The following is a 16547-nucleotide window of genomic DNA, read 5'->3' on the forward strand; positions in this document are numbered from 1 at the left end:
AGGAGCGGCGATAAAGGCGATGATGAAGCAGGTGGTGGCGGTGAGCAGGGTGGGGATCATGATCACACCGAACCAGCCGACATAAAGACGGTTGTTGGTGCTGGTGATCCACTGACAGAACTGCTCCCACAGGGAAGCGCTCTCGCGCTGTTGTAAGGTGGTGGTCATTGGTTTATGATTCCTATTAAGTTATCGAGGTACGATTGATGATGTCTCTATCTTAGAGAGTTTGTATCGGTTTGTAAAGGGGTTTGACATTCAGTATTACTTGTCGGGGTGATAAGGTGGGCTTATATATCTCAGTTTTCGGCTTGAAGTCCCAATTATCGGAACTTCCACTATCTATATCTACTACAATAGCCAAAAACCCTTGTCCATCAATGGATATACCCGTTAACATCTCTTGATGTATCCATGTTTGTTGTAGGATTTATTAATGGGCAGGAATGGAGCCTATTTGCTAAAATGCTAGTCATGTATGTAGAAAAAGTTTCTAACCGTTCTTTTCTTTTTATTTATGTTAGCTTATTATGTGGAATGGCATTTAAAACAGTCCTTAGCTGCTTTATTCTTTGAAGATGAAGAAATTGATAATAGTTCCCTGAATGTGATTAAAATGAGTCGCAGTCAATCGGTGCAATCTAAAGAGAGAAAAACACAGAATCAAGACAACCTCCCTGTGCATAGTTTTCGGACTTTATTGAAGGACTTGGAGACGATTTGCTTGAATAGGGTAGAACGTATGATTAGAGAGGGAAGTTATCGTTTTTCTAAGATAACTCGACCGATTTCTCTGCAACAGAAAGCGTTAGATTTATTAGGGGTTTCCTTAATTTGTAGCCAGTAACGAGCGGCACAAATTCTCTTAATCCCTCCCACAGCACAGGTTATGGTCTTTTGTCAAAGGGGAAGTCTAGATCTTTAACAAATCTAATTTCACCGAAAGATTAATTTAACCTTGATCTGTCGCCTTGCGGGGATTGATTTCTTAACCTTTTAATAAATTGATTTTTTCCCCGGTCAGGCTAGAATCAGTAGGATTAGCATCCAAGATAATCAGGGTAACTTTGGTTAATCTGGGGCAGTCTAGCGTAAAAAAACGCCCAAAATAGTCAAATTTAGGCTTAAGTGGCTTCTTACTAACTGTTTAATCTATTATTTAGGTATTAGACTCTATGGCTAAAGCTCCTAGCGTAACTTCCGAAATCGATCTTAAAGATTCGCAATATTACTTTAACCGAGAATTAAGCTGGTTAGAATTTAATCATCGCGTGCTTTATGAGGCACTTGATCCTCGGACTCCCCTACTAGAAAGATTAAAATTTACCGCCATTTTTTGTGCCAATCTCGACGAATTTTTTATGGTACGGGTGGCAGTTCTTAAACAACAGGTAGAAGCAAATGTAGCCGTTTTAAGTGCCGATGGCAGGACTGCCTTGGAACAGCTAACCGAGATAAGTAAACGTCTGCGTCCCCTTGTGCAACAGCAGGATCATCTTTTTGAACACACCCTGAAAAACCTATTAGTAGAACAGGGAATTCATCTGATTAACTATGTAGATTTACATCAAGAACAGCGCAATTATCTCCATGATTACTTTGAACAAAATATTTTCCCCGTTTTAACTCCCCTGGCGGTGGATCCTAGTCATCCTTTTCCCTATATTTCTAATCTTAGTCTCAATTTAGCCGTAGTCGTCCGCGATCCCGAGACCGATAAAGAACTGTTTGCCAGGGTAAAAGTACCGCAGGTTTTCCCCCGTTTTCTGGCATTATCCAAAGAATTACGCCACCAAGACGGAAAAGCTTCGATTTGGACGGGAGTACCCCTTGAACAGGTGGTAATGCACAATTTAGAGGCACTTTTCCCCGGCATGATCATTCAAGAATGTTATCCTTTTCGGGTGACGCGCAACGCCGATATCTCCGTCGAAGAAGATGAGGCCGATGATTTATTATTAGCGATCGAGGAAGAAGTACGCAAGCGCCGCATCGGTAAATCGGCAGTACGTCTGGAAATTCACAGTTCTACCCCTAGCAATATTAAAAACCGGATCATGCGCGATCTCGGACTTGAGGAGATCGATGTTTACGATGTGGATGGACTGCTGGGACACAAAGATTTATTTTATTTTCTGTCTTTACCCTGTCCCGAACTGAAAGATCCGCCTTGGAATCCTGTCACCCCACCGGTTTTACAGGGATTGCGAGAAATAGTTGACGGTAACGAAGACGGGATCCTAGAACAGGATGGCGAAGATATTTTTACTTTAATTCGCAATAACGATATTCTCGTTCATCACCCTTACCATTCCTTTAGTGCCTCAGTACAACAGTTTATCGCCCAGGCTGCCCATGATGCCCATGTTTTAGCGATTAAAATGACCTTGTATCGTACTTCCGGAGATTCCCCGATTGTCAATTCCCTGATTGCAGCGGCGGAAAATGGTAAACAGGTAGCGGCGTTAGTGGAACTAAAAGCACGCTTTGATGAGGAAAATAACATTACTTGGGCGAAAAAGCTCGAACAAGCCGGAGTTCACGTTGTTTATGGCTTAGTTGGTCTAAAAACCCACACGAAAGTGGTTCTCGTGGTCAGAAAAGAAGGGGATAAAATCCGTCGTTATTTCCATATTGGCACGGGTAATTATAACCCAAAAACGGCTAAATTATACACTGATTTGGGTTTACTTAGCTGTCGCGAGGATTTGGGGGCAGATATCACCGATTTATTTAACTTTCTGACCGGATACTCCCGTCAGCAATCCTATCGCAAACTTTTAATTGCTCCCGTGAGTTTGCGAAAACGGATGTTAGCAATGATCGATCGCGAGGCCAAAAACTGTAAAAATGGCGGTACGGGGCGCATTGTCGCAAAAATGAACTCTATTGTCGATAAACCGATTATAGAAGCCTTATACGCCGCTTCTCGTGCTGGCGTGCAGATTGACTTAATTATTCGTGGGATCTGTTGTTTACGGCCCGGATTGCCGGAAGTGAGCGAAAATATCCGAGTAATTAGCATTATCGGCCGCTTTTTGGAACATTCCCGCATTTTTTACTTCTACAATGGTGGTCAGGAGGAGGTTTATATTGGTAGCGCCGATTGGATGACGCGGAACCTGACTCGTCGCGTGGAAGCAGTGACACCCATCGCTGAACCAGCGATCGCCAAGGAACTGGAAGAAATTCTCGGCATTATGTTGTCAGATAACCGGCAAGCATGGGAATTACAATCCGACGGCAGTTATATTCAGCGTCGTGCTGCCAACCAGGGACAGGAAAGCAGTACCCATGTAATTTTGATGGAAAAAGCCCTTAAATCTGCGGGTGTTAGTCAATAGGAACAGTTATCAGTTATCAGTTATCAGTTATCAGTATTCTCTCGTTGACCCCCTCGGATGCCCTTCTACTTCTGGAGTTCGGGGCTTGATAATCTGACTTATTGAGAATAATTTTTATTTGTCGGAGATAATTTAACCCCCCCTCAGAAAATGGGGTGTAGAATGGTGTCAGGGCAATACTTTCATTTATTTCACGGGAACTATTTGTTAGGATCGAAAAATCTTTACGTTCAGCTACAACCATGAGCGCTCTTGTCAAACCCTCTAGCCTGATTCCCAAAGGATTGCGGGTACAACAGATTAATAATCTCACCCTATTCAAATTTACAGATGAACTGGGCGATCGGATGCAGACGCTTCTTGACAAGAAAAAAGCTGATGATCTCACCCCAGAGGAAGTCCTTGAGCTAGAAGCGATTGGCGAACTCGACCAAATTTTCAGCTACATCAACGCTGTCATTGCCGCCAGAGTAAATGGTCATTCCTAAATCGCTCCACCATATTGTTCGACAACGCGCTAGGTTCCAGTGTGAATACTGTCACTATCCCGAACTCCTCAGTGATGCTCTAACCCTGTTTTTACATTGGCGCAAGTCATGCTATATTATGGGCTGTGGCTCTTCGTTACTTGGCATGATTCGATCAGGAGGCATAAATTGAAGCAATGTCTTTCTGTGTAATGGTTTTATCCTTTATAACCCCCCTCCATTGCATAACACAAACCGAAGAGCCTAAACTGCTAAAAGCTGAACTTTTTCTGGATCGGCTAGAAGAAATCACAGACCAAGCTTCTGACGGTATTCAGAAAGCCAAGCTTTAAACCGTTCGCAGTACCCAAATCAAACTATCTCTTTCATTTAATCAACTCAAACTACTGGAGAGGCTCATGGTTGAAACTACAACAAAACTCAAAAAGTTTACGATTTTACATTCCAATGATATGCACGGCGACTTTTTAGCGGAGGCTAAAACTGGACAAGGTGGTTTGATCGGCGGGTTATCATTGCTTTCTGGTTATATCAATCAAGTGCGTCAAACGGAAAAAAATACACTTTATGTTATTTCAGGTGATATGCTTCAAGGTTCGATGATTGATACCGAATTTAAAGGCTTATCAACCATGGAAATCATGAATTACCTAGCACCTAATGTAGTGACTTTAGGAAACCACGAATTAGACTATGGCTTTCCTCATTTGCTCTTCTTAGAAAAAATGGCAAACTTTCCTATTGTTAATGCCAACTTGTACATTAAAAAGTACGGTAAAAGGTTGATGAACCCCTATATCATCCTCAATGTAGATGGATTTGATGTTATGTTCATTGGTATTGTCACTGAAGAGGTTCTTAGTGCCTTAAAGCTGGACAAAAGCATTGGTACATTTGTTGGACTAGAAGATGCGGCGGCTGAAGTTGGTAAGATCTGTAATACCTACAAAAATGAAGATATTGATTTGACAATTCTCCTAACTCACATTGGTTTTGAAGAGGATCAAAAGTTAGCGGCTATGTTAGACCCTGAGTGGGGGGTGGACATGATCATTGGTGGACATTCTCATACACTTTTAGAACAGCCTGCCCAAGTAAACAACATTTTAATCACCCAGGCCGCCGTTGGGACTGATCAGATCGGACGTTTCGATATTACAGTAGACGACGATACGAACAGCATTGTCGAATGGAAATGGGAACTTATTCCTATTAATGATCAGGTAGCTAGTCCTGACGTAGATTTGCAAAATTTTATCAATACCTACAAAGAACAAGTAGATCGCAAGTACAATCGTATTGTTAGCCGTTTAAATCGTCAATTGACTCATCCCGTGCGCGAACAAGAAACTGAGTTAGGTAATTTAATCGCTGATATCTTCTTAGAAATAGATACGATTGATGTCGTGCTTGTCGGTAGTGGTTCCATACGAGGTAAAGAATTAGGGCCTGTGGTCACTCTTGAAGATCTTAAGAAGGTTTATCCGTATGATGGTTCTCTTTATAAAATTAAAGTTACTGGAGCGCAACTGACAAAGGTATTTACCCATTTTCTGCGCCCAGAAAACAGAAAGCCTGGGGAAAGTCAATGTTATCAAATCAGCAAAGGTGTTCGAGTAGTTTATAACAATACTAAGAAAGCAATTGAATCTTTCAGTATTAATGAACAACCTGTAGAGGCTGATCGTTTATATGTAATCTGCGTGCAAGATTATCATTATCAAAATTCGCTGAAGAGTTTGAATCTCACGCCTGAAGAAATAGCTAACGCTAAAGTTGTTACTACTTCAAGCCAAGGTGTTCTTGAAGAATATTTAAGTACTCATCAACTCCTTGACGGTCAGGTGGAAGGACGCTGGACTTTTGTTAACTAGAGTTTATGACTCTACCCAATTCGTGAAGCGTCTGAATGGAAACTTAGGCACGATTAGCAAATCCAACAATGTTTGAAACTTGCTTCCAATTTGTGAAGCACCTGAATGGGAACGATGTGTAGGGTTAATTCATGAATTAACCCTACAATTTTTTTACTTCCAGTTCATGAAGCGTCTGGTACTAAATTCGCTTATTAAAGACTGATTATCTATTCCCATTTTGCCGTTCGGCTATCCTGATATGTAGCCTATAATCAACGGATTTAGTCTCAGTTATCAGTTATCAGTTATCAGTTATCAGTGGGTAAGTAATCAGTGATCAGATGTGATACTAAATCTGGTTATTAAAAACTGATTATCTATTGCTCCTTTTGCCTATTGCCTATTGCCTCTCCTGATATGTAGCCTATACTCAACGGATTTAGTATGACTAACTGGTTGAGAGGTTAAACAGTCTCAAAAGCTGAGAGCAAGCATCTTGATCTGTATTTTCTCAACCAGTCAAATCAAGCAAAAATCCTAATAATAATTACCGACTTTGCGATGGTGAACGGCCGTTAAACTATCAGGTTTAGAAACGCGACCATCGGCGACTTTATTGTAAACAATCCAGTGGTCAGCACATTCCATGCGACTAACTACCTCACATTCTAAATAAGCGTGGGCATCGGCTAAAATTGGGGAACCATTATTAGCAGTACGAGTATCGACTCCTGCAAAACGATCTTCCCCAGGCCCGAAACGTTTTAAAAAGTGTTTCATCAGGGTTTGATAATTGCCTTCTTCCAGAATATTTAAAACGAATTGATCCCCCACTTGCATTAAAGACTCGATCGCCCGATCTTTGGCCACAGCAACGGTAAAACCGGGGGGATCAAAACTTGCTTGAGTCACCCAAGAAGCGACCATTGCACCGCTTCTGTCTCCTTTCTTGGTGGTAATAATATATAAGCCACCACTAATGCGTCCGATGGCTTTATCGAGGTCAGTATCGAGGGATTTTCTTTGTTTAACTTTTACCTCTTGGGTTAATAGTTGTCCCATATCTGTTCCTGCTTCTTCACAGCGTTGATAGAGACTCTCGTTAGGAGTTTCTGTGCTACGAATGGGATCAAAAGCTTTGGTTAAACCAACTTCACGAAACTTATTAAATAGAGGTAAAATTGATTCATCATCACCCCCTTGAGATTCAAACATTCCGATATATTGTTTGGGGTTAACCGAGGCGAGAATTGTGCCTAGATTTCCCGTAATTTCTTGGGCATTAATACCAGAAACAGGGGGAGTACCGATGACGATTCCCACCGCAGAAGAAGCTAATTCTTTTACCTCCTGGGGATCGGCGGATTTCAGGTCTAGAGTTTCTACAGCTAAACCAGTTTTAGTAATACCTTTAGCAATGGATTGACAGAGGCGATCGCTATAACCATAATCGGAAATATAGAAAACAGCGACGGTTTTTTCTGCCTTAGTTTGTGCTTGACTCCAATCACGATAATGGGTCAATAATTCAGTAACATTATGTTTTAATACCGGTCCATGACCATTAGCCACGAGATTAATATTACCCAGGGGTTCCATCCGTTTCATCGCCGCTAGTACGGAACGAGCATTAGGAGCCATTAAACATTCATAATAGAAACGATAATCCGGTTCAATAGCACTTAATTGCTCATCGTAAAGATCATCGGAACAGTAGTGCATTCCAAAAGCATCACAGGTAAATAAAATTCCCGAACCGTGATCGTAGGTAAAAATAGTATCGGGCCAGTGTAAATTAGGAGCGTTAACAAATTCGAGAATGTGACCATTGCCTAGGTCTAACCGATCACCATTTTTGACCAGTTGACGTTGAAAGGGATGATGAACTAAATTCTCTAAAAACTGAATTGCCACTTTCGACCCAACGACGGTAATATTGGGAGCGAGTTGCAGCAGATCTCTGACTAAACCACTGTGATCAGGTTCGGTATGACTGATAATTAAATAATCGATTTCTTGGGGGTTAATTAATCCGTTGAGACTATCAAAATATAGTTGACGGAATTTTTCGTGAGAGGTATCCACAAGGGCGATTTTTTCCCCACGAATCAGATAGGAGTTATAAGTCGTACCGTTTTGTAATCCGAATTCAATATCGAAGCGATCGCGCTCCCAATCGAGGGAACGAATAGCGGTAGTGTCTGCGGTGAGATCGGCCACCTGCACGGTGAGACGTTTTGTTTTGACTGGTGTAGCAACCATCGAACCTCTCCTTATTGTTAAGTTTTTTATACTTTGTCTCTATTGTGCCACGAGGAAATAGGTATGGAGATTTATTTTCCCATAATTACTGATCACAGTTATCTTAATGGTCAGGTGGGAGTCGATCGTCGATACCGAATTAGCTTATACTTCATATTTATGAGAAACGCTCTCTATGTAGGTTCTGCTGAATAAATCTAAAAACCTTGTTGGATAAGGTTTTTAGACTTTTTTCCCCCCAAAAAGTGCCGACCATTGGAGTGATCGGGGAAAAATTCAGTTACTTTTTCTCTGAAAATTAGGTAATTGACCACCTAAAAATGGGTAAAACCCCACACCCCACACCCTACACCCTACACCCCACACCCCACACCCTACCCCCACGAAAAACTTTTTGCCGCAAACCCTATGTATCTGTGTGGAGAAATGGGGATTATACATTCCAGTCAAGGTGAACTACTTCCTATTTCACGGGGGATTGCCTCAAAACGGACTTACACCCAGTTTTTGGTCTTACATCCCCGACCTGGACAGTATCTCTGGTTCCTATTTGGATAAAGTATCGTCAGGTGAGCATTGCCCACCCTACTACTATTTATTGAATTTTAACATTTAATTTATAGGTGGCATTGCCGCGAGTTCCCCCTACAATTATTTCATAATTTCCAGTAGCAGGTAATTTTAAACTAGATTGGGTAGCTTCTGTTTTCAATATTTCCCCATTCGGTGCAATCACATCAAATACGGCATTATTTTCTAACGATGTAATTTTAACATCCATTCTCTGTCCTTGATTGGCTCTTAATAAATAAATATTTCGACTCCCTCGCACAACCGATTGATTAACAGTGGCGCTATTAGTTCCGGGTGCAAACCGGATTTGAGAAACTAAACAAGGTTGTTTTTGATAAACCACTCGTCCCGTATTCAAAGAATCTGAAGTTAACGTCCAGATTTCTTGAGTTTTTTGGGTGTCTAACTCAATTTTTGTCGTGATATTTAAGTTTAACTGATTCCCCTTTTTTGTTCCTTGTAAGGTTTGATTATAGGAAGTATAATAAGATTCTTGTTCGTTCTGAATCGTAGCTTCTACCCGACCCGTGACTTGATTTCCCTGAATATAAATCCTCGCCGTAGAATCCAGACCATCATTAGTAGCAACCGAAAAACAATAACCTTGAATCGAAGAGCCACTGGGAGCTTGAACAACTTGTAGGGGGAAATGATTGGCCATACCTGGCGTAACATTCAGTAAACTGGCAAAAATGACTACACATTCTAATAATTTCATCATAATCATGACCATTCAAAGTTTTCACTAATGGTAAACTAATTATCGCCCCAGCCGCCATACCTGCAATTCCCCCTTGACAAAAAGCCATAAAATCAAACCCCGCAAAAACAGTTTTTGGGACAATATGTGTATTCCCTTGCTGAATTTGGCTCTGTTAAGTAATACTAAATCCTGTTTAGAAGGTATAGGGGAGTGGGAATTATGAATTATGAATTATGAATTATGAATTAGGGAGAGGGGAGACCAACTCGTGCGCGACGTTCGGCGAAGACTTCGGCGTGAGCTTTTGTCGAACGCTCAGTCGATCCGTTGCGGGGGGAAGTAGGGAGAGGGGAGAGGAGATATTATTGAACCACAAAGGCACAAAGGTCACGAAGGTTGAAGAACCACAAAGGCACAAAGGACACAAAGGGAATTAACCACAAAGGCACAAAGGTCACGAAGGTTGAAGAACCACAAACCCTACTTATCAGAGAAAAGTTAGAACTTGTCGTAAAGTGAAAGAGAGAACTATTTTGCTTATCTAGATCACCGACGGTCAAATTTCCCTTGACTGAATCGGTGATGGGCAGAGATTGTAACAAAAATTATCGATTTCTTGACAAAAAACACCGCTCATGCTATCAACCGAACCTAAAATCAGCAATTCCGGACAAAAATATTTAGCCTATCAAGATTGTCTATCCCCGAATCAAACCCTGTTCCCCCTGACAGCCAAGGTTAATAACCGCGATTGTCTAGAAATCGGTGGTTGTGATGTGACCACCCTAGTGGAACGTTTCGGTTCACCCCTGTATATTGTCGATGAAGTCACCCTCCGCACTGCCTGTCGTCAATATCTGCAAGGTTTCCAGACACATTATCCCGGAGAATCTAGGGTAATTTATGCCTCGAAAGCGTGGAATTGCCTGGCCGTATCGGCCGTGGTCGCTAGGGAGGGATTAGGTTTCGATGTGGTGTCGGCCGGAGAAATTCACACGGTGTTAACCGCTTTAGACCAGATCAATAAAACCGATGTGCCGATATACTTTCATGGTAATAACAAATCGATCGCCGAGTTAGAATATGCGATCGAGCATAACTGCATTATTATCGTTGATAACTGGCTAGAGTTAGAAAATCTGGTTAAATTAGGCGAAAACCGCCCTGATACCCCTATTCCGATGCTGTTGCGGTTAACCCCCGGCATCGAGTGCCACACCCACGAATATATTCGCACGGGTCACTTAGACAGTAAATTTGGTTTTGACCCCCATCAAATCGAAACGGTATTTGACTATGTTTTAGCTCATCCGGTGCTGAATTGTCTGGGTTTACACGCTCACATCGGTTCCCAGATTTTTGAACGTCAACCCCACCAAGACTTAGCCGCTGTGCTGGCAGATTGGTTTAAATTAGGTTTAGAACGGGGATTACCCCTAGAGCAATTAAACGTCGGTGGTGGTTTAGGGATTCGCTACCTGGAAAGTGATGACCCCCCAAGTATCGAGGAATGGGTGCAAGCGGTGTCCTTAGCAGTGGCTAAAGCTTGTCAGGAAAGAGGTATCGCTTATCCCCTGCTCATTGCCGAACCGGGACGCTCTCTGATTGCCACCGCTTGCGTAACGGCCTATACAGTGGGTAATCGCAAAGAAATCCCTGAAATCCGCACCTATATCGCCGTCGATGGCGGAATGTCCGATAATCCCCGACCGATTACCTATCAATCGGTTTACCGGGCCGTGGTCGCCAATAAAATGAGTCAAGAATGTCAGGAATTGGTGACAATAGCTGGAAAACATTGTGAATCTGGGGATATTCTAATTAAGGATATTACGCTACCGAAAACCAACCCGGGGGATATTTTAGTGGTTTTAGCCACGGGGGCCTATAACTACAGTATGGCTTCTAATTACAACCGCTTACCCCGTCCGGCGGCGGTAATTGTCCACAACGGAGAAGCTAATCTGATCCTTGAACGGGAAAATCTGGCGGATTTGCTGCGTCAAGACCGCTTACCCAATCGACTCTCCTTGATATAAACCTCATCGCTATCGTCCCCCATGTCGGGTTTTTTTCTGGACCCTCGCCGGTTATTGTCCTGGATTCTCAGCCATGGTCTGTCAGTCCTAGACTTTGGGTTAGTTCTCCTCCTTACCTATATGCTGCTGCTAATTATCGGCGAGCGGCGTACCTTTTGGATGGTGCGAGGACTAATCTACTTAATGCTGGCCTCGGTGATTAGCGATGCCCTAGGATTGCGCTTGCTGGGGTTAGTCCTAGAAAAATTGATTTTAGGGGCAGCGGTGGCCATCGCTGTGATTTTTCAGTCGGAATTCCGCCGTTTTTTAGAATTATTGGGCAAAGGTCAAGTGTGGGAATTATTTAAAAAAAGTTCCCCCACTCCCAAGACCGATAATGTCATTGATGAGTTAGTGGACGCGGTGAAGGATCTATCTCAAAATCGCACCGGTGCGCTGATGGTATTAGAAACCAGTGGCAATCTCGACACCAAGGTGTTTGTCAATCCGGGGGTGACGCTCAATGGCCAAGTATCTAAGGAATTAATTCAAACTATTTTTCAAACTAAAACTTTACTGCACGATGGGGCCGTATTTATTCGGGGCGATCGAGTGGTGGCCGCTGGTGTTATTCTACCCTTATCGGAGCGCAGTACCTCTAGGCAATTAGGCACCCGTCATCGGGCGGCCATGGGCATTACCGAAAGGCTAGATAATTGTTTATGTATTGTGGTTTCTGAGGAAACTGGCTCGATTTCCCTCGCGTCGGGGGGTAATTTGGATCGGCCCTTAACCAGTAGTAAACTAAAAGAGCTTCTCGAAGCGAAGTTTTCTCCGTCGGGAGAGGGGGAAGTGGTCGCACCGAGTTGGGGACGTTTAGGGCGTACAATTGGCTTAAAAGGTCGTCTAATCTTAGAAAAGTTCTCCCGTTCGCCCAGCGCAACCCCCAAAGATAGAAAATGACTCTTAAACCGAGCTTGTCACCAGAATTACCTACGGATTTAGATAAAAACCGTTTGCCTCAGCACGTCGCAGTGATTATGGATGGGAACGGTCGTTGGGCGAAAAGTCGTGGTTTACCGCGGATTATGGGCCATCAACGGGGAGTAGATGCACTAAAGGACTTGCTGCGCTGTTGTCGTGACTGGGGGATTCCCGCTTTAACCGCTTATGCTTTTTCGACGGAAAATTGGGGTCGTCCCCTAGAAGAAGTAGAGTTTTTAATGACTCTATTCGAGCGGGTTTTGCGGCGCGAATTAGAGGAAATGATGCAGGAAAATGTTAAAATTCGCTTTATTGGTAATTTATCAGCCTTGCCAGAGTCTTTAAGACGGGAAATTGCTAAATCTCAAGCAGAAACTAGCAAAAATTCCGGTATTCAATTTACGGTAGCTACTAATTATGGTGGCCGAGAGGAAATCGTACAAGCTTGTCAGGCGATCGCTCGTCAGGTGCAACAGGGTTTAATCTCCCCAGAAGCGATCGATGAATCTCTCTTTGAACAGTATCTTTATACTGCTGGGATTCCTAACCCAGACCTGTTAATTCGCAGTAGTGGGGAAATGCGAATTAGTAATTTTTTACTCTGGCAAATGGCCTACGCGGAAATCTACGTTACTGACACCCTCTGGCCCGATTTTGATCGAGTGCAATTTCACCGCGCTTTAAAAGATTATCAGGGTCGTCATCGTCGTTTTGGCAAATTATAAGGGCCGCAGCCCAAATTGATCAAAATAGCCACTGTAGGGCAGTTAAAGGACAATTTTTGATTTTTCACTTTTTATGTTAAACTCCCTGGGGCAAGGGTTAAACTGCGACGGGGGCCGTTTGTGATCTTCTCGATTTCCCCAATACGGTAATCCGTAAATCGGCTGGAGCTAGACTTTTTCCCCAGCTAAAATAAAATAGGATGGAGAATAACTATCGACGATAAGCCGTTTTAAGATTATGGGATTCTTTGACTCAGAAGTGGTTCAACAGGAAGCTAGACAGCTATTTGAAGATTACCAGTCTCTCACACAACTAGGCAGCGAGTACGGGAAATTCGATCGAGAGGGTAAAATCATCTTTATCGATAGGATGGAAGAGTTAATGGAACGCTACAAAATATTTATGAAGCGTTTTGAGTTATCTGAGGATTTCTCCGCCCAAATGACCGTAGAACAGCTAAAAACCCAATTAGGTCAATTTGGTATGACTCCCCAAATGATGTTCGACCAAATGCAGCAAACCCTTGAGCGGATGAAGGCAGAAATTCGCTGAAATTGCCGATATTTATCGGGTATTGGCTGTCTTTTGCCCGATAATGGCCTCTACAGGTTACTGCTGAGAAATTTGGGGTTTCTGCGGTTTTTTGAGAACAATGATCTAATAATTTTAAGTAGGTTAGCTGATGAACTCCAGGCCAGATTCACAAGAAAATATTGAGCCACCTCAGTATAGTGAAAAAACTAACCGCATTCAGGCAATCAGTCAACTGATTAAGGCGATAACCCCGTTAATTTGGGCTATAGTTGTTCTAGTGGTTATCGTGCCTCTCTTAGGGAAAATTTGGCTAGGAACTGCCGGCAATGAACCGTTAAAAACTAGGGTTGCTACCGAAACTAACCTAGAGATTCCCATCACTATACCCCAAAAATCGAACAGTCAAATCGATCGAGAAATTAGCCAAGCTTTACAGACAGCGAGAGCAAATTCTCAAACCTTTGCCCTAGGAGAAATTGAGGGATGGGTGGAGGAGTTGATGACAAGAGTAGATCAGGGTTTTTTGCCTTGGTATTTTAACTATTTCAATCAAAAACAATTTGAGGGCAAGGCCTTTCTAAGTGGATTATACTCCTCGATCGCTCACTGGGTCAATACAGATAATCCACCCCCGGAACAGGTGGTGGCAGAAAATTTGACCAAAACTATTCAAACCGAGTTTACTAAACGGGTAATTCGTCCCCAAGAGGCCCAATTGCGTCTAGAGAGAATTACTAGGGATGCCGTTAATTTATATGTCAGTAATTTAAGCAATGAATTAGAGAATATTCAGGCCAGTTATCAAATTCCCCAAGGCAAATGGGATCGTTATCTTAGCGATATAGCCGTAACAATTCAAGATACCGAGGGCAATATTTCTAACACATCAATTAAACTTTTAGTCGGTGGTGCCACTGCTTTGGGAGTTAAATCTCTCATCCCAGTGATGAAAGTGGGCAGCACAGTTTATTTGTCCCTAGCGGGAAAAACGGGGGCGAAAATTGCCACTAAAACCGGTGGAGCAGTAGCGAGTAGTTTTGGGGCAGAATTAATCGATCCAATCGTGGGAATTGGTTTGATAGTTTGGGATTTATGGGACTATCAGCACACGGTAAACATTGAAAAACCGATTCTGCGGGATGCCATTTTTAATTATTTACAAGAAGTCAAATACGATCTAGTCAATAATCATCAAGGTAGCGTCCTTTCCTCTATTTATCAAATTGAAACAAGTGTCAATAAATCCTTAGTGAGAACCTAAATAAAATGATCTAAGTAGGTAGGCGTTAAAAATTATCAGACACCCCCCTTATAAAGGGGGGCAGGGGGGATCGAACCTAAAATCCATTTTTAATTTAATTATAACCAGCTACTTAATTCTAACTGCGCCATCGTAAAATCTGTGCTTTAATGGGGTTGACAAAATCACGTTTTTCTGCTTGAGATTTCTCGTATTCTTGCTTGAGGCGATAATACCATTTGGCCTGGGTATCGGCATCATCAATTAACATCAAAGCTGGATGATAACTAAGTCCTTCCTGTTGTTTAATTACCACATCGCGATCCTGTTTGAGGAATTGTAGAGTTAAATAACGCAAAAGAGGGGTTAAAAATGCCAACCAAGGAATCGTATAGTATAAACTTTGATGGACTTCGCAGTGATTTTCATCGATGGGAGTAATTGCCGTAAAAGCACAAGCTAAATGGCGATCGCCTCGTAGTATTTCTGTACGCACCGAGGGCAATTCAAAAACAATTTCAATCGATACTTTATTACCCAAAATTTTATAAGGTTTCGCACTTACAGGCATATCATAGGGAGCAAGACGAAAACCGAGGGGGACAGGTTCGTATTGTTTTTCCTTGACCCGAAATTTGCGCGGACCGCTGCGCCACCACCAAGAAGTATGAACGTAGGGACCGTGGGCCGGATCCATCAATCCCACCACTGCATGGTCAATATTGCAGTCAAAAGTGATAGTTTCGGCTACTTTGGGGGTAAGTTTGCCAAAAGCGCTAATAGTCGGCACAGGAGGCAGATTTTCTCGATTAATTTCTCTTTTTGAGTCTGCTGGAATAAACACCCAGATATGACCTTGTATTTCACGACAGGGATAACTGGTGACACAAATTCTGCTAATATCAAGGCGATCGTGTTCCGTTAATGAGGGGATTTCAGAACAAACGCCATCGCTAGTGTTAAATTTCCAGCCATGATAGCAACAGTACACCCCATCTCCTTCAATCCAGCCATGGTGCAGCGGAATGCCACGATGGGGGCAAATATCCCGCAATGCGAACACTTCTCCATCCTGTCTCCTCCCGACAACAATCGGTTCACCTAGCATTTTTTTGGCCATTAGCTGACCGGGTTTCAGTTTATTTGCCGGTGTGGCCACATACCAAAAGTCGCGCAGTAAGCTAGTCATAGGGTTTCTCTGGAGAGCTTCGATCGTTCATCCTATCATTAGAAATGAAGGTTATGACCGGGACTAGGGCAGATAATTTATGGACGTAACTGGATTCGAACCAGTGACCCCATCGATGTCAACGATGTACTCTAACCAACTGAGCTATACGTCCGCACGAATTATTATTATAACACGATTGCTCCTAATTAGGCAAGCCCCTAGGCAGTAAATTGATAGCCAATTAACTTATAAATTAGCTTGGCAGTGGTAAATTCCGAGACCACCGAATCACTAATCGGGGCTAATTCCATCACATCGCAGCCAATCACCTGATGAGTTTGGAAAAGACGACGGAGAAAGTTTAGGGTTTGATGCCAACTTAACCCCCCCGGTTCAGGTGTTCCCACCCCCGGAATTAAAGCCGGATCTATGCCATCCACGTCTATGGTTAAAAATACCTTCTCGGTGGTAATTTTGGCGATCGCTTTTTCGATCCAATTCGGATCACCGGCGATATCTCGATCCCAAATCACAGGAATCTGCTGTTTAGCGATTAATTCCGCTTCTTCCCGACAAATAGCCCGAATTCCCACGGGTAAGGTCGGTAAACCCATTTCTAACACCCGACGCATCACACAGGCGTGGTTA

12 protein-coding genes, 1 tRNA gene and 2 pseudogenes are annotated in these 16547 nt (G+C 42.8%); 9 read left to right on the plus strand and 6 right to left on the minus strand.

Going from position 1 to position 16547, the window contains the following annotated elements; translation table 11 throughout:
* A pseudogene (locus LW728_RS17175) lies at nucleotides 1-168 on the minus strand (photosystem II q(b) protein); the annotation flags it as partial.
* A 340-nt stretch (nucleotides 169-508) separates the two neighbouring features.
* Between LW728_RS17175 and LW728_RS17180 the strand changes: the two are divergent.
* The 4 genes and pseudogenes from LW728_RS17180 to LW728_RS17195 form a co-directional block, all read left to right on the plus strand.
* Nucleotides 509-847, plus strand: a pseudogene (locus tag LW728_RS17180) (IS1634 family transposase); the annotation flags it as partial.
* A 328-nt stretch (nucleotides 848-1175) separates the two neighbouring features.
* Nucleotides 1176-3344, plus strand: coding sequence for a polyphosphate kinase 1 (gene ppk1 / locus LW728_RS17185; protein ID WP_002801354.1), 2169 nt, complete (start codon nucleotides 1176-1178; stop codon nucleotides 3342-3344).
* A 242-nt stretch (nucleotides 3345-3586) separates the two neighbouring features.
* Nucleotides 3587-3832 (plus strand): hypothetical protein, encoded by a 246-nt coding sequence (locus LW728_RS17190; RefSeq protein ID WP_002772702.1) that lies wholly within the window; start codon nucleotides 3587-3589, stop codon nucleotides 3830-3832.
* A 398-nt stretch (nucleotides 3833-4230) separates the two neighbouring features.
* Nucleotides 4231-5706, plus strand: coding sequence for a bifunctional metallophosphatase/5'-nucleotidase (locus LW728_RS17195; RefSeq protein ID WP_002762888.1), 1476 nt, complete (start codon nucleotides 4231-4233; stop codon nucleotides 5704-5706).
* A gap of 519 nt (nucleotides 5707-6225) precedes the next feature.
* On the opposite strand, the gene LW728_RS17200 is transcribed toward LW728_RS17195, so the two are convergent.
* Both LW728_RS17200 and LW728_RS17205 read right to left on the minus strand, forming a co-directional pair.
* Nucleotides 6226-7950, minus strand: coding sequence for a diflavin flavoprotein (locus LW728_RS17200; protein WP_287767391.1), 1725 nt, complete (start codon nucleotides 7948-7950; stop codon nucleotides 6226-6228).
* 595 nt (nucleotides 7951-8545) lie between these two features.
* Nucleotides 8546-9256: a hypothetical protein gene (locus LW728_RS17205; RefSeq protein WP_043997764.1), complete on the minus strand. Its 711-nt coding sequence runs from the start codon at nucleotides 9254-9256 to the stop codon at nucleotides 8546-8548.
* A 605-nt stretch (nucleotides 9257-9861) separates the two neighbouring features.
* Here LW728_RS17205 and lysA point away from each other — a divergent pair.
* From lysA to LW728_RS17230, 5 genes are all read left to right on the plus strand, one after another.
* A complete protein-coding gene (gene lysA / locus LW728_RS17210; protein WP_002801362.1) occupies nucleotides 9862-11265 on the plus strand; it encodes a diaminopimelate decarboxylase in 1404 nt (467 codons plus the stop codon).
* Nucleotides 11266-11286: 21 nt separating this feature from the next.
* Entirely contained in the window at nucleotides 11287-12207 is a 921-nt protein-coding gene (gene cdaA / locus LW728_RS17215) for a diadenylate cyclase CdaA (RefSeq protein WP_002801364.1), read from the plus strand.
* The gene (gene uppS, locus LW728_RS17220; RefSeq protein ID WP_002801365.1) at nucleotides 12204-12953 is read left to right on the plus strand and encodes a polyprenyl diphosphate synthase; all 750 of its coding nucleotides are present in this window, start codon (nucleotides 12204-12206) and stop codon (nucleotides 12951-12953) included. Before cdaA ends, uppS begins: the two co-directional genes overlap by 4 nt.
* 238 nt (nucleotides 12954-13191) lie before the next feature.
* The gene (locus LW728_RS17225; protein ID WP_002738222.1) at nucleotides 13192-13506 is read left to right on the plus strand and encodes a DUF1825 family protein; all 315 of its coding nucleotides are present in this window, start codon (nucleotides 13192-13194) and stop codon (nucleotides 13504-13506) included.
* Between the two features lie 130 nt (nucleotides 13507-13636).
* Nucleotides 13637-14749 (plus strand): hypothetical protein, encoded by a 1113-nt coding sequence (locus LW728_RS17230; RefSeq protein WP_287664803.1) that lies wholly within the window; start codon nucleotides 13637-13639, stop codon nucleotides 14747-14749.
* A gap of 118 nt (nucleotides 14750-14867) precedes the next feature.
* Here LW728_RS17230 and LW728_RS17235 read toward each other — a convergent pair whose 3' ends face one another.
* The 3 genes from LW728_RS17235 to LW728_RS17245 all read right to left on the minus strand — a co-directional run.
* A complete protein-coding gene (locus LW728_RS17235; protein ID WP_287767393.1) occupies nucleotides 14868-15917 on the minus strand; it encodes a Rieske 2Fe-2S domain-containing protein in 1050 nt (349 codons plus the stop codon).
* A gap of 80 nt (nucleotides 15918-15997) precedes the next feature.
* Nucleotides 15998-16071: transfer RNA gene (locus LW728_RS17240), tRNA-Val, on the minus strand.
* 46 nt (nucleotides 16072-16117) lie between these two features.
* Nucleotides 16118-16547: arginase family protein (locus LW728_RS17245; RefSeq protein WP_287767394.1), on the minus strand; the 430-nt coding region annotated here is incomplete at its 5' end.

The sequence above is a fragment of the Microcystis sp. 49638_E5 genome, assembly GCF_021300285.1.
GTDB lineage: Bacteria > Cyanobacteriota > Cyanobacteriia > Cyanobacteriales > Microcystaceae > Microcystis > Microcystis aeruginosa_C.

Excerpts from the sequence above, each read along its gene's own strand:
- cdaA (WP_002801364.1), top strand. The coding sequence starts at position 11,287 with ATGTCGGGTTTTTTTCTGGACCCTCGCCGGTTATTGTCCTGGATTCTC.
- LW728_RS17225 (WP_002738222.1), top strand. The coding sequence starts at position 13,192 with ATGGGATTCTTTGACTCAGAAGTGGTTCAACAGGAAGCTAGACAGCTA.
- lysA (WP_002801362.1), top strand. The coding sequence starts at position 9,862 with ATGCTATCAACCGAACCTAAAATCAGCAATTCCGGACAAAAATATTTA.
- LW728_RS17200 (WP_287767391.1), bottom strand. The coding sequence starts at position 7,950 with ATGGTTGCTACACCAGTCAAAACAAAACGTCTCACCGTGCAGGTGGCC.
- LW728_RS17230 (WP_287664803.1), top strand. The coding sequence starts at position 13,637 with ATGAACTCCAGGCCAGATTCACAAGAAAATATTGAGCCACCTCAGTAT.
- uppS (WP_002801365.1), top strand. The coding sequence starts at position 12,204 with ATGACTCTTAAACCGAGCTTGTCACCAGAATTACCTACGGATTTAGAT.
- LW728_RS17205 (WP_043997764.1), bottom strand. The coding sequence starts at position 9,256 with ATGGTCATGATTATGATGAAATTATTAGAATGTGTAGTCATTTTTGCC.
- LW728_RS17195 (WP_002762888.1), top strand. The coding sequence starts at position 4,231 with ATGGTTGAAACTACAACAAAACTCAAAAAGTTTACGATTTTACATTCC.
- ppk1 (WP_002801354.1), top strand. The coding sequence starts at position 1,176 with ATGGCTAAAGCTCCTAGCGTAACTTCCGAAATCGATCTTAAAGATTCG.
- LW728_RS17235 (WP_287767393.1), bottom strand. The coding sequence starts at position 15,917 with ATGACTAGCTTACTGCGCGACTTTTGGTATGTGGCCACACCGGCAAAT.
- LW728_RS17190 (WP_002772702.1), top strand. The coding sequence starts at position 3,587 with ATGAGCGCTCTTGTCAAACCCTCTAGCCTGATTCCCAAAGGATTGCGG.